The 13,007-nt window shown below is 65.7% G+C and carries 10 protein-coding genes and 1 tRNA gene; 2 read left to right on the top strand and 9 right to left on the bottom strand.

The window, feature by feature from the left end:
- Window positions 1–144 precede the first annotated feature (144 nt).
- Together CE453_RS23415 and CE453_RS23410 are read left to right on the top strand one after the other, a co-directional pair.
- Window positions 145–2,625, top strand: a complete 2,481-nt coding sequence (locus tag CE453_RS23415; protein ID WP_157733163.1) for a glycosyltransferase — start codon at window positions 145–147, stop codon at window positions 2,623–2,625.
- A 275-nt stretch (window positions 2,626–2,900) separates the two neighbouring features.
- Entirely contained in the window at window positions 2,901–3,917 is a 1,017-nt protein-coding gene (locus tag CE453_RS23410) for a glycosyltransferase (RefSeq protein WP_089176755.1), read from the top strand.
- 22 nt (window positions 3,918–3,939) lie between these two features.
- On the opposite strand, the gene CE453_RS23405 is transcribed toward CE453_RS23410, so the two are convergent.
- From CE453_RS23405 to CE453_RS23365, 9 genes are all read right to left on the bottom strand, one after another.
- Window positions 3,940–5,112: a glycosyltransferase gene (locus CE453_RS23405; protein WP_089176754.1), complete on the bottom strand. Its 1,173-nt coding sequence runs from the start codon at window positions 5,110–5,112 to the stop codon at window positions 3,940–3,942.
- A complete protein-coding gene (locus tag CE453_RS23400) occupies window positions 5,109–6,245 on the bottom strand; it encodes a glycosyltransferase (protein ID WP_089176753.1) in 1,137 nt (378 codons plus the stop codon). Before CE453_RS23400 ends, CE453_RS23405 begins: the two co-directional genes overlap by 4 nt.
- A complete protein-coding gene (locus tag CE453_RS23395) occupies window positions 6,242–7,399 on the bottom strand; it encodes a DegT/DnrJ/EryC1/StrS family aminotransferase (protein ID WP_089176752.1) in 1,158 nt (385 codons plus the stop codon). The genes CE453_RS23400 and CE453_RS23395 overlap by 4 nt, the downstream gene beginning before the upstream one ends.
- Complete coding sequence (locus CE453_RS23390; RefSeq protein ID WP_089176751.1) at window positions 7,399–8,001, bottom strand: acyltransferase; 603 nt, start codon at window positions 7,999–8,001, stop codon at window positions 7,399–7,401. Before CE453_RS23390 ends, CE453_RS23395 begins: the two co-directional genes overlap by 1 nt.
- A gap of 2 nt (window positions 8,002–8,003) precedes the next feature.
- Complete coding sequence (locus CE453_RS23385; RefSeq protein WP_089176750.1) at window positions 8,004–8,942, bottom strand: Gfo/Idh/MocA family oxidoreductase; 939 nt, start codon at window positions 8,940–8,942, stop codon at window positions 8,004–8,006.
- Window positions 8,943–8,979: 37 nt separating this feature from the next.
- Window positions 8,980–10,320 carry a nucleotide sugar dehydrogenase gene (locus CE453_RS23380; RefSeq protein WP_248307855.1) on the bottom strand — a complete coding sequence of 447 codons (1,341 nt, stop codon included), beginning with the start codon at window positions 10,318–10,320 and terminating at the stop codon, window positions 8,980–8,982.
- A 489-nt stretch (window positions 10,321–10,809) separates the two neighbouring features.
- Window positions 10,810–10,884: transfer RNA gene (locus CE453_RS23375), tRNA-Gly, on the bottom strand.
- Between the two features lie 349 nt (window positions 10,885–11,233).
- On the bottom strand, window positions 11,234–12,052 hold the full coding sequence (locus CE453_RS23370) for an ABC transporter permease (protein WP_198302190.1): 819 nt from the start codon (window positions 12,050–12,052) through the stop codon (window positions 11,234–11,236).
- Window positions 12,049–13,005 carry an ABC transporter permease gene (locus CE453_RS23365; RefSeq protein ID WP_089176167.1) on the bottom strand — a complete coding sequence of 319 codons (957 nt, stop codon included), beginning with the start codon at window positions 13,003–13,005 and terminating at the stop codon, window positions 12,049–12,051. The genes CE453_RS23370 and CE453_RS23365 overlap by 4 nt, the downstream gene beginning before the upstream one ends.
- Window positions 13,006–13,007: the final 2 nt, after the last annotated feature.

Below are 13,007 nucleotides of genomic sequence, written 5' to 3'. Positions count from 1 at the left end.
GAATTTTTGGTTTTCATGGCAGCTTCAGCGGTAGAAGGCTTCGATTCAGTCGTCATGTTGACGTGGTCGGACTGGCATACCGAGCCGCGGAGCAACCGATATCACTATGCCGTGCGGTTTGCGCGTCGCTGGCCGACGTTCTTCGTGCAAACGAACGGCAGCGGCGAGGCGATTATTTTCGAGCCGGTCCACGGGCTCAACATTACAATCGTTCGGATCGGCCCGCATCACGGTCCCGCACAGGCAAAGCGCCTTGCCGCGGCACTGCGCGAGCGCGGCGTCGCCAGGCCGCTGGTCTGGCTGTACAATCTCTATCTTGCTGGAACCGCTCCGCGATTGAACCCGGCTGCGGTCGTCTATCACGCCACGGAAGATTATCTCGCCAAGCCCGACAGCGTCAGCATCACGCAGTCCGACCTCTCCGGGCTTGCGGCAAAGGCGGTCGAGCAGGCCGATCTCGTCGTCGCCGTCTCGGAAGGCGTCGCCCGGAGCCATCGCAATGCCCTCCGGTCGAGCAAGCCGGTCGTCGTGCTGCCGAACGGCTGCGATTTCGCCTTCTGGAAGGAGAGTGGCGCGGCAAGCTATGCTCCGCCTGCCGTCGGCAAGGTCGCCCTCTATCAAGGTGGGATTAACGGCCGACTGGATTTTTCGCTGCTGATTGCACTCACGGAACTCTTGCCGGACTGGCAATTCTGGTTCTGCGGGAAATCCGAGGATGGCGGCGAGGATTGGACGCGGCTGCTGAAGCAACCGAACGTCACATATCATGGCTTGCTCGACAGCGCCGGCATCGCCGAGCTCGCCCGCCAGTCCAGCGTCGGGCTGATCCCGTTCAAGGACAGTGATCTGATGCGCAGGTCCTTGCCGCTCAAGGCCTATGAGTATCTCGCCTGCGGACTGCCCGTTGTGACCACGCCGGTCGACGCCCTGACCGAGCATCCCGAACTGTTCGCGACCGCAACCACGGCGGGGGAATTCGCAGCGGCGATCGGCCGGCTCGAGGCGTCGCGCGGCGATGCGTCAGCGGTTGCGCGCCGGCTGGAGGCGGCGTCGCTGAGTTCCTACGACGCCCGCTTCGAGGAGCTCCTGCCTCACCTCGACGGGGTCCTCGCCCGCCAGGCGCAGTCGCGGCCGGCCCTCAACGTGCTCATGCTCTACGATGATGGCTCGACGCATGTCAGTACCATCACCGAGCATCTCGAGGGCTTTCGCAAGCATTCCCGGCACCGGTTCTTCTTCTTGCCGGCGACCGAGTTCGTCGGGCTGGCGGATGCCGAAGGCGCCGAACTCGATCTGTCCTGCTACGACGCGATTGCCGTCCATTATTCGGTGAGGGTATCGGTTCCAGCCCATCTGTCGGCGGCCATCGCCGCCGCCGTCGCAGCCTATCGCGGACCCAAGCTGCTGTTTGCTCAGGACGAGTACGACAATGTCGAGACGACGCGCCGTTGGATGGAGCGGCTCGGCATTGATGCGCTCTTCACCAATGTGCCGCAGGAGAGTCTCGACTTCGTCTATCCGCGCGATCGGTTCGCCACGGTTGACTTCATCCCGACGCTGACGGGTTATGTTCCTGAGGATCCGGCGCTCGATGCGTTCGTTACGCCAATGGCGGAACGCACGCTGCGTATCGCCTATCGCGGCCGGTCGTTGCCGCATCAGTACGGGGCGCTCGGCCGCGAGAAATACACGATCGGCCTCGACATGCGTCGTCTTGCTGCGGAGCGCGGGCTAGCGGCTGATATCGAGGTCGCTGAGGATAAGCGCATCTATGGCTCCGATTGGTATCGGTTCATCGGTTCTGCACGTGCAACGCTTGGCACGGAAAGCGGCTGCAATGTCTTCGATTTCGATGGCGAGCTCAGAAAGCTGGCGCGCGAGAACGAGGAGATGCCGTTCGAGGAATTTGCCGAGCGCTATCTGAAGGAGCATGATGGTCTGGTGAAAATGAACCAGATCTCTCCGAAGATTTTCGAAGCCATACGACTACGGACCGCTCTGGTCTTGTTCGAAGGTGAATATTCTGGTGTCGTTCGGCCCTACGAGCACTATATTCCTCTAAAAAAGGACTACTCCAACCTCGAAGATGTTCTTGCCCGGCTAGAGGACATCGCCTTCCTCGAGGCGATGACGGAGCGAGCCTACCGTGACGTTGTCGCGACCGGACGCTACTCGCTCCGGCATTTCGTCGAGGGGGTCGACGATTATCTGTCACGGCGGGCTCTCGGACGCCGGCGCGCGACCATCGTCAGCGTGCCTGTGGCAGCGATCTATGGCGAGGAGGGGGCCGAACTGCTAATGCGGCCCGGGCCGGACGCAGTCCTTCTATCCGATACCATTTTGGCGCCTCCGCTTGGGCGGGCGCAGGTCTCACGGATCGGCGAAGCCTTGGTCGAGGTCGATACGGGTACCGAAATGACCACCGACCTGCGCGGCGCGACCTATGCTGGGCGGGAGCGAAGCCTCGTTTTCAATGTCCTCAAGACCCTTTGGCGTTGCCTGCCGGAACGACTGCGCTTCCGAATTGTGGCGCGTGTCCGAAGCTGGGCCGCCTCTGGCGACGACACGGCCGGTGCCAGCGTGGCCTCTGGCCTCCGGCGTGCACTTCGTCGGCGCTCGTCGTGAGAACCGACACTGGTCAGGGGCGTGCGCACCGGATCGGGCTAATTTCGGTTTCGGCAATCGCGGACGATCCGCGCGTGCGGCGGCAGGGCGATCTGTTCCGGGAACGGGGCTGGGATGTCGTCGCTGTCGGCTTGCCGGGGGCGCTTTCGCCAGCGCCGGGATGGCCTTGCCTGTCAATCGGCGCCCGGGCTTCCTCCGCTGTCACGGAAGGGGACAATGGAGGCAACCAAGGGGCGGCGGATGCTGGCGGGACGCTGTCGCGTGCCTGGCGTCGCTTGCGTCGCGCCAGGGATGTCGCCAGCGTCTATCTCACGCCGAAGCGGGCAGTCGCGGCCTATTGGGCGCTCAATGACCGCTTCGAGCAGATCTACTACCTCGCGAGCGGACAGCGCTGCGATATCTGGCTGGCGAATGACTGGACGGCGCTGCCGATCGTCCGAAAGCTCGCGGCCGAACAGTGCACGCCCTATGCCTACGACACACATGAGCTCGCCATCGACGAATATGCGCAGAGCTGGCGCTGGCGCGCGATCCATCGGCCGGTGATCGCAACGGTCGAGCAGATCGGAATTGCAGGTGCGGTCGTGACAAGCTGCGTCTCGCAAGGCATCGCCGACCGGCTGCACCAGGTCTATAGGCTGCCCGAGAAGCCGCTGCTGGTCCGCAACATGCCGCGCTACCAGGCCTATTCCCATCGACCCTGCGGCGAGACGATCGAGGTCCTCTATCACGGCGTCGTCTCGGCAGGGCGAGGACTCGAAGCTTGCATCGACAGTGTCGCACTGTGGCGGTCGGAGTTCCGCTTGACCATTCGCGGCCCCGGCACGGAGGACTATCTCGCTGGACTGCGCAAGCGGATCGGGTCCGCAGGACTCGGGGACCGGGTCGTGCTCGCGCCGCCAGTCCCGATGATCGACTTGGTCGAGGAGGCGGCCCGCTTCGATGTCGGCCTGTTCGCCCTGCCGGGCCATTCGAAGCAGAACGTCCATGTCCTGCCGAACAAGTTCTTCGAGTACGCGATGGCCGGCCTGGCGCTCTGCGTCTCCGATTTGCCGGAGATGACGGCGTTGCTGCGGCAGCATGACCTTGGCCGCTCGATCCCCGATGTCACGCCGCAAGCGATCGCCGCGGCAATCAACGGTTTCGATCGCGCGTCGATCGACCTTCACAAGCGGCACGCGCTCGAGGCGGCGAAGCTGCTGAACTGGGAAGCGGAAGCGGATCGCCTCTTCGCGGCGATCGAGCAGGTGGTGGCCGGCACCGCGGAGGCGCGGCAAGTCGCCGCGCAATGAGCTTGTCCGTAAGCCGGAACGGCTAGGGCGAGGGCGTCCCGGCCGGCGCAAGACGGGTGACCAGCGCAAGCAGCTTGCCGCCTTCCGCCTCGAAGTTGAGGTCCTGTGCCCGTGCGAGGGCTGCGCGCTTGCAGGCATCGATCCGCGCGGCGTCCAGGCCGGCCAGGCAGGTCGCGATGCCTTCCGGGGAATCGTCCGAGAGCAGCATGCCGCAGCCGGCGGCCTCGATCATTCGGCGGATCTCCGGCAGGTCGCTGCTGATCACCATCAGCCCCGCCTGCATGTATTCGAAGATCTTGTTGGGCATGGCGAAGCGCGCATGCGTCGTGCTGTTCGACAGGAGGAAGATACCGACATCGGCTTGCGCGGCGGTGGATATGAGCTGATCGGGCGGAACCGGCGGCTCGAGGGCGATGCGCCTGCCGAACGGACCGGCGAGGTTGCGCAGATGCTGGTCGAAGCCGCCCTGGGCAGGGCCACGGATGACGAGGCGGAAGTCATCCGGCCACTGCGAAACGCTCTCGATCAGGGTTTCCAGGCCGCGGCGGGGCACGACCGCGCCGTGATAGAGCACGGTGATGGGGCGCGTTGTGCGGCGGAATGCGGTTGCCTGCCACGCCGGCGTATTCGAGATGACGGTCGGCCGCGCCAGGCCATAGCGCTGGGCGAGCGCATCGGCGATGCCGTCGCTGACCGTGGCGATCGCATCGGCTTCGCGAATATAGCGATCCTCGATCCTGACGACATGCTGCCGGGCGAGAAGGCGCCAGCGCCAGCTATCCGCGAACTCCTCCGGGGCGAATTCGTGACTGTCGTAGATGATGCAGGCCCCGCAGCCGCGCTTGGCCGCAAAGGCGAGGGGCAGCGCGCGCCAGTCATTGGCGATGACGAGATCGGGCTTGAAGCGGAGCAGGTCCCTCCGCGTCGTCAGCCTGCTCGGCGAAAGCCAGTAGAGGAGGTCCGCGCTGGCCGGCAGGAGCGAGGCAGGCGCCTGCCGGAGCACCATGCCGAGGCGGACGCGTGTGTCGCTGCCGGGGCCGGGAATGACCGTGACGGGAGCGGGCGGCGTGGCGGGCAAGGGGGCTTGCGCGAAGATGCACACCTCGTAGCCGGCGCCGGCGAGCAGCGCAGCGTGGCGGAGCACGCGCGAGTCGTGCTGCAGAGGCGAAACGCAGACGAGCGCAATCCGAGTCATGGCAGCGGTGGTGTCCGGTCGGCGGCAGGCACACCGCGCTGCGAGGCGACCGAGCGCAGGATGCGATCGATCTCCTGGCCGCGATGATGCCAGCTCGCCTCACGGGCGACATAGGCTGCGCCGTTGCGGCCGAGCGTCCGGGCTCTCTCGGGGGCGTCGGCGAGGGTCTTCACGGCCGCTGCGATGGTGGGGGCAGCCGCCGGCGGTACGACCAGCCCGGCTTCGGCCTGGCGGACAAGCTCGGCCTGGAAGGGCAGGTCGCTGGCAATGACGGGGACGCCGCAGGCCATGGCCTCGAACAGCTTCAGGGGCGCGACGCCCGATGCCGAGCGGTTGTCCTGGTTCTCGATGACGCAGAGCGAGGCCAGCGCGCCGCGCACGAGCGCAGGAACAGCATCATAGGGTTGCCGGCCGAGCCAGATGAGCCGCGGATCGGAAAGCGCCTGCTCGACCTTGTCGCGCTCGATGCCGTCTCCGACGATGACCAGCCGCAGATCGGCTGGCCAGTTCGGGTCCTTCAGGGCCGCGAGCATGGTGCCGATGCCATGCCAGGCGACCAGCCCGCCGACGAAGACCACATAGCGCCCCTCGACGGGGCTGGCCCGGCCGTCGGGCCGGAAGAGGTCGGTATTGGCGCCGTTGGAGACGAGGCTGACCCTGTCATGGCCGGCGAAGGTCTTGGCCCAATCGGCGAGCCCGGGCGTCACGGCGAGCAGATGCGCGGCCTGGCGGTATTGCGTGCGATAGAGCCAGGCAAACAGCGGCGAGAACGGCTTCAGGAAGCGATAGGTCACGCCGATATCGGCCGGTGTCCCGTTGATCTCCTGAACCACCGGAATCTTGCGCCAGCCCGCCCAGAGCACCAGCGGCAGTGCCATGAAATGCGAGCGGATGAAGACGGCGTCGAACGCGCGCAAGCGCCGGCCCAGCGCGGCCTGGGTGCGGCCGTAGCCGAGGAGGCGCCGCAGGAACGAGGAGCGCGTGCTCGCCCCCCCGGTCTTCGTCGCAAACAGCTCGACTTGCCAGCCCGACTGCCTCAGGCTGGCGATGATTTCGTCGATATGGGTCTGCGAGGCTTGGCCCGGCCTCGGCGTTTCCAGCGAGAGATAAGCCAGCCGCAGCGGCCGGCTCATGCCACCGCGGCGGTCGGCGCCGCCAGAGCCTCGCGCACCGCCTCGATGATGTAGTCCTGCGTCGCCGCGTCGAGATAGGGGTGCATCGGCAGCGCCACGACCTCCTGCGCGACGCGCTCGGAGATCGGCAGGCCGTTGCCGGCGACGGGGAAATGCTTGTAGGCGGTCTGCTGGTGCAGCGGCTTGGGGTAGTAGACCGTGCTCGGCACGCCCTTGGCCTTCAGCGCCGCCTGGAAGGCGTCGCGGCGGTCGGCAGAGACGCGGATCGTGTACTGGGCCCAGGTCGAGACGCAGTCCGGCATCACATGGGGTGTGACGACGAGGTCTTTCAGCGCCGCGGTGTAGCGCTGCGCCACGACCTGCCGCTTATCGATCTCGTCGGCATAGACCTTGAGCTTCTCGATCAGCACGGCGGCCTGGATGGTATCGAGCCGTGAATTCACGCCGACGCGGACATTGTCGTATTTGTACGAGCCCTTGCCATGGAAGCGCAGCGACATCAGCAGCGCGGCATGCTCGTTATTGTCGGTGAGAATGGCGCCGCCGTCGCCATAGCAGCCAAGCGGCTTGGCCGGGAAGAAGCTGGTCGTGGCGAAATCGCCGATCGCACCGGCGACACGGCCCTTGTACCGGGCGCCGTAGCCCTGAGCCGAGTCGGAGATCAGGACGAGGCCGTTCTGCTTGCAGAAGGCCTCGATCGGCTCATAATCGCAGGCTTGGCCGAAGAGGTCGACGCTGATCAAGGCGCGAGGCGTGAGTTCGTGCTTCTTCGCCGTCTCGAGCGCGGCGGCAAGGCCCTTCGGGTCGATGTTGTAGGTCGCCTCGTCGATCTCGGCGAAGACGGGCGTCGCGCCCATCCAGGCGACGACCTCGGCGGTGGCGGCAAAGGTGAAGCTCGGGCAGATCACCGCGTCGCCGGGGCCGGCGCCGAGCGCTTCCAGCACCAGGATCAGCGCATCGGTGCCGTTGGCGACGCCGATCGCATGCTTTGCCCCGCAGAAGGCGGCGAGCTCGGTCTCGAACTGCTGAACCTGCTGGCCGAGAATGTAGTTGCCGTCATGGACGACCTTGAGGATGGCCTCGTCCATGGCCGTGCCGATGCGCTGGCGCTGGGCTTTCAGATCAATGAACTCGATCGCGGGCCGTTCGCTCATCAGACGATCTCCTCCAGGGCGTCGGGCCCGGTCTCGCGATAACGTGCGCCGCTCAGCGGGCAGGTGAGGTCGGCGCCGAGCCTTTCGCCCGCCTTGCTCATCCAGCCGATGCGGCGCGCCGGCACGCCGGCCATCAGAGCATAGTCCGGCACGTCTTTGGTCACCACCGCGCCGGCCGCAATGAAGCAATACGCCCCGAGCGTATGGCCGCAGACGATGGTCGCATTGGCGCCGATGCTGGCGCCGCGCTTCACCAGCGTGCGGCGGAACTCGGCCTTGCGATTCATGAAGGCGCGCGGGTTGTTGACGTTGGTGAAGACGCAGGAGGGGCCGCAGAACACGTCCTCTTCCAGCTCCACCCCGTCATAGAGTGCGACGTTGTTCTGGATCTTGCAGCCGTCGCCGATGCGCACGCGCGGGCCGGCCATCACGTTCTGGCCGAGCACGCAGTCCTTGCCGATCTCGGTCTGGCCGAGGATATGGACGAAATGCCAGATCTTGGTGCCGCGCCCGAGTGTGGCGCCTTCATCGACATAGGCGCTCACATGGACGAGCGCGCCGGGAAAGCGCGGATCCTCCCGCATCTGCGACGCGCCGGCCATGCTCAGCCTTTGAGGTATTTGGCGACGAAGGGATGCGTTTCGCCGCGGGTTACGACGGGAGCGTGACGGAACTGCGAGACAACCTCGATCGAGAAGCGCACATCCTCGAGCCCGTAGCCCTTGCCGGCGAGGATTTCCTCATAGCTGCGGGTATGGAGATCGGTGAAGCCCTCGGAGAACTCGATCTCCTCGCCGTCCATGGTGATCGAGCGATAGGTCGTCTTCTGGCCCTTGACGGAGTCGGGAAGGTCGTCGGCATCGACCGACAGAAACCAGCGAATGTCGGCCTTCTCGTAAGAAAGCAGGCCGCCGGCCCGTCCATCCTCACGCAGATTGGCCGTCTGCGACTGGAGCGGGCCGAAGACATAGGCCAGCATATCGAAGAAGTGGACACCGATATTGGTGGCGACGCCGCCGGATTTGGCCTCGTCTCCCTTCCAGGAGGCGTGATACCAGCGCCCGCGCGAGGTGATGTAGGTCAGATCGACCGCATGACGCTCGTTCGAGGCGGCGACCCGCTCCTTGAGCGCCTGGATCGCCGGATGGAGGCGCAGCTGCAGGATGGTGTTGACCTTGCGGCCGCTGTCGCGCTCGATTTCGATCAGCCCGTCGATGTTCCACGGATTGAGGACGAGGGGCTTTTCGCAGATCACATCGCTGCCGGCGCGCAAGCCAAAGCGGATATGGGCGTCGTGCAGGTAGTTCGGCGAACAGATGCTGACATAGTCGATGCGTTCGCCGCGCCGGCGCAGCTTGTCGACATGCCGGTCGAAGCGCTCGAACTCGGTGAAGAAGTGGGCCTGCGGGAAATGGCTGTCGATGATACCGACGGAATCGTTGGGATCGAAAGCGACCTTGAGATCGCCGCCGGCCGCCTTGATGGCTTTCATATGGCGCGGCGCGATGTAACCGGCTGCCCCGATCAGTGCAAAAGACGTCATCAGCTTCGTTCTCTGGTGGTTTCTCAGATATCGCGGCTCAGGCCTTGACGATATTGTCGCCGGCGACACCTGCCTTGGCGCAAGTGTTGCGTGTATCAACCACGAGTCGCGCCGCCTCGACCAGTGCCTTGTAATCGACCGCATCATGGTCGGTCGCGATGAGCACGGCCTCATAGCCCTTGATCGTTTCGGGCGAAAGCGCGACCGAGGCGCGCCCTGTCAGGTTGGCATGCTCGCGGGTCGGCGGGATCACGGGGACATGCGGGTCGTGGAAGTCGGCCTGGGCGCCACGCTCCTCGAGCAGCTCGATCAGGCGCAACGAGGGACTCTCGCGCATGTCGTCGATGTTCTTCTTGTAGGCGACACCCATCACCAGAATCTTCGCCTTGTTGAGGCCGCGGCCCTGCTGTCGGTCAAGAGCCTCGGCGACGCGGTCCACGACCCAGTGCGGCATGGCCGTGTTGATCTGGCCGGCGAGCTCGATGAAGCGCGTGGTGACGTCGAACTCGCGTGCCTTCCAGGTCAGGTAGAAGGGATCAATCGGGATGCAGTGCCCGCCGAGGCCGGGGCCGGGATAGAACGGCATGAAGCCGAAAGGCTTGGTCTTGGCGGCGTCGATCACCTCCCAGACGTCGATGCCCATCTTGCCGTAGATCACCTTGAGCTCGTTCACGAGCGCGATGTTGACGGCGCGGAAGATGTTCTCGGTCAGCTTGACGGCTTCGGCCGTCGCCGAGCTCGACACCGGGACGGTCTTGACCACCAGCTCGCTATAGACCGCATTCGCCAGTGCCAGCGCGTCGGCGCCATCGCCGCCAACGACCTTCGGAATCGTTGAGGTGCCGAAATCGGGATTGCCCGGGTCCTCGCGCTCCGGCGAGAAGGCGAGATAGAAATCGATGCCGCTCTTCAGACCTGTCGCCTCGAAGATCGGCCGCATCACCTCGTCGGTCGTGCCGGGCCAGGTGGTCGATTCGAGCACCACGAGATGCCCCTTGCGCAGCCGCGGCGCGATGGTCCGGGCCGTGCTCTCGACATAGGAGAGGTCCGGTTCGCGGTGCTTGGTCAGCGGCGTCGGGACAGCGATGATGATCGCGTCGACCTCGCGCAACTCGTCGAAATCCGTCGTCGCACGGAAACGCCCTTCCTTGAGGGCAGAGGCGATAGCTTCCGTGGGAATGTGCTTGATGAAGCTCTCGCCACGGTTGATCTGATCGACGCGCTTGGCGTCGATATCGAAGCCGATGACAGAGAAGCCGGCCTTGCAGGCGGTCAGGGCGAGCGGGATGCCGACATAGCCGAGGCCAATGATTCCGATGCGGTAGTTCTTGGCGGAAACGCGCTTGAGCTGGTCCGCCAAGCTTTGATCGAAAGTCATGGAGTGAGTGGCCATCGTGGAGGACATGAACGGCTTTCTCGCCTGATGTTGCGCAAGGCGCGACTTCTTACCGCCCGGGCTTTGCCGTCGCTTTGGAGTGATGTCAACCTGCAGCAGGGTCGAGATCGCGGGTTGTTCGTGCTCCGGCCGGAGCGTTGACCACGGTCAAACTTTCGCATTTGTCGGTCAAGCTTGGCGTCACCTGAGGCCGCTCTCATGCGGGCTGGACTGCGCATCCGGCCGAGTTTCCTATCGAAGGAACCAAGGCATTTGTATCTGACCGGGTTGGGCAGTCGTTGCAGGAGATCAACACGCTCCCGGCGTTTGCACATGTCTTGAGGGTTTCGACATTGCGATTGGCGTCGCGAAGCCACTGAGCGGCCCGCGCCGTGCTATGTGGGAAGACGAGCAACAACGAGCAGATTTGTAGATTTGAGGAAGCTGAAGCCAGTTGCATGCGCCGCAGCCAGTTGGGATTTCGAGAGAATTTGGAGCGGGCGATCGGGATCGAACCGACGACATTCAGCTTGGGAAGCTGACGTTCTACCACTGAACTACGCCCGCGTACCGCTTTGCCCCGGAACTCGACGCATCGCAGCGAGGCGTTCTTAGCGTCTCCCGGTTCCGGTGTCACCCGGCATTTTGTTGGCGGCGGGCTCGGCCTCCACCGCGGCACGGTTGTGGTCGAGGCGATGGTGGAAACCCTGCCGCGATCTGCTTCTGGGTGGCTCCAAACTCCGGCTTTCTTCGCCAGGGGCGGGCACAATGCCCTGAGGAGATGGCCAGTCTGCCGCCTGACCGAAACCCCGACTTGGACCACATGATTCCGCTTGAAAACCCGCGAGCAGCCGCCACGGCGTTGCACCAATGGATCTGCCTCCAGTCACACGGGAAGAGCGTGCTCGATCGGAGCTTAGTCCCCCGCGGTGCGTGGGTCGAGGATATCTCGGAGTGCATCGCAGAGGAGGTTCATGGCGAGGATGGTGAGGGTGAGGACGGCGCAGGGCCAGAGCAGGAGGAGCGGGGCCTGCTCCATGGTCGAGCGGGCGCCGCGGATCATCAGCCCCCAGGAGGGGGCGGGGGGCACGACGCCCAGCCCGAGGAAGGACAGGCCGCTCTCGATCACCACGGCCGCGGCGACGGCGAGCGAGAACTGCACGAGCAGGGGGCCGGCGATGTTGGGCAGCACGGTGCGGAACAGCAGATAGGCCGGCCTGGCCCCGAGCGCGCGGGCGGCCTCGACATAGTCGCGCCCCTTGACGGCCAGCACCTCGGCATAGGTGACGCGGGCGAAGCCCGGCAGGTAGAGCACCGACAGCACCAGGATCAGCGTCGCCGCGCCGGGGCCGAGCAGCGTCACCACCAGCAGCGCCAGCAGCACCGGCGGGAAGCACATGATGATCTCGACGCTGCGCACGGTCAGGAAGGCGCCCCAGCTCCTTGCCCAACCGCCGATCAGCCCGAGCGTGATGCCGACGAGGCCGGCCACCAGCGCCGAGGCGAAGGCGACGGAGAGGCTGGTGCGGGCCCCCCAGACCAGCCGCGAGAGCACGTCGCGCCCGAACTCGTCGCGGCCGAGCCAGGAGCCCGCCATCGGCCCGGCGAGCCGGTGGGCGACATCCTGCCGGATCGGATCGGGCAGCGGCAGCAGCGGCGCGGCGAGCGCGATCAGCACGATCAGCGCGACGCATCCGCCCGGCACGAGCGCTTTGGTCAGCCTCCTGCGTCTCATGCGTGCTGCACCCGCGGGTCGATCGCCGCATGCAGCAGCTCGACGACCAGGTTGATCAGCAGGAACAGCACCGAGATCGTCAGGATGATGCCGACCACCATCGGGTAGTCGCGGCCCTCGACGGCGCGCAGCAGCGGCGTCGACAGCCCCGGCCAGTTGAAGACGTATTCGACCAGCACCGTGCCGCCGAGCAGCGTGCCCATCTGCAGGCCGAGCAGGGTGACGACCGGGTTCAGGGCGTTGCGCAGCACATGCACCGTCAGCACGCGGCGCGGCGACAGCCCCTTGGCGCGGGCGGTGCGGACATAGTCATGCGCGAGCGCGTCGAGCGTCGCGGCCCGGGTCATCCGGAACAGCACCGCGGCGAGGCCCTTGGCGATGGCGATGGCCGGCAGGGCGAGCAGCTTGAGATGCTGGCCCGGATCCTGCGCGAAGGGCACATAGCCGCCCGCCGGCATCAGCCTGAGCGTCTGCGCCAGCAGCAGCACCAGCAGCGTGCCGACGACGAAGACCGGGACGGCCAGCAGCAAGGCCGTGATCCAGGAGGCGATGCGGTCGAAGCCGCCGCCGCGATGCAACGCGGCATAGACGCCGGCGGGCACGCCGGTCGCGACCGCGATCACCGTTCCAGCCAGGATCAGCTCCAGGGTGCGCGGCAGCCTGAGCCCGATCTCCTGCATCACCGGGTAGTCGTCGACCAGCGAGGCGCCGAGGTCGCCGCGCGCCAGCCCCGCGAGGAAATGGCCGTACTGGCTCAGCAGCGGCTGGTCGAGCCCGAGCTTCTCGCGCAGTTCCGCCACCGAGGACGGATCGGGCACCGTGCCGGCCGTCGAGAGCAGAAGCTCGGCCGGGTCGCCCGGCACCATGTGCAGCGCCAGGAAGACGATCGTCGCCACGACCCACGCCATCACAAGCGTCAGCAACAACCGACGGCCAATCCAGCCCGCACTCATTC

This window comes from Bosea sp. AS-1 (assembly GCF_002220095.1).
Lineage (GTDB): Bacteria > Pseudomonadota > Alphaproteobacteria > Rhizobiales > Beijerinckiaceae > Allobosea.
Note: the sequence above shows the minus strand (reverse complement) of the source record. Positions and strands in the feature narration are given on the sequence as shown.

Excerpts from the sequence above, each read along its gene's own strand:
- CE453_RS23385 (WP_089176750.1), bottom strand. The coding sequence starts at position 8,942 with ATGACGTCTTTTGCACTGATCGGGGCAGCCGGTTACATCGCGCCGCGC.
- CE453_RS23390 (WP_089176751.1), bottom strand. The coding sequence starts at position 8,001 with ATGGCCGGCGCGTCGCAGATGCGGGAGGATCCGCGCTTTCCCGGCGCG.
- CE453_RS23405 (WP_089176754.1), bottom strand. The coding sequence starts at position 5,112 with ATGACTCGGATTGCGCTCGTCTGCGTTTCGCCTCTGCAGCACGACTCG.
- CE453_RS23365 (WP_089176167.1), bottom strand. The coding sequence starts at position 13,005 with ATGAGTGCGGGCTGGATTGGCCGTCGGTTGTTGCTGACGCTTGTGATG.
- CE453_RS23370 (WP_198302190.1), bottom strand. The coding sequence starts at position 12,052 with ATGAGACGCAGGAGGCTGACCAAAGCGCTCGTGCCGGGCGGATGCGTC.
- CE453_RS23400 (WP_089176753.1), bottom strand. The coding sequence starts at position 6,245 with ATGAGCCGGCCGCTGCGGCTGGCTTATCTCTCGCTGGAAACGCCGAGG.
- CE453_RS23380 (WP_248307855.1), bottom strand. The coding sequence starts at position 10,320 with ATGACTTTCGATCAAAGCTTGGCGGACCAGCTCAAGCGCGTTTCCGCC.
- CE453_RS23395 (WP_089176752.1), bottom strand. The coding sequence starts at position 7,399 with ATGAGCGAACGGCCCGCGATCGAGTTCATTGATCTGAAAGCCCAGCGC.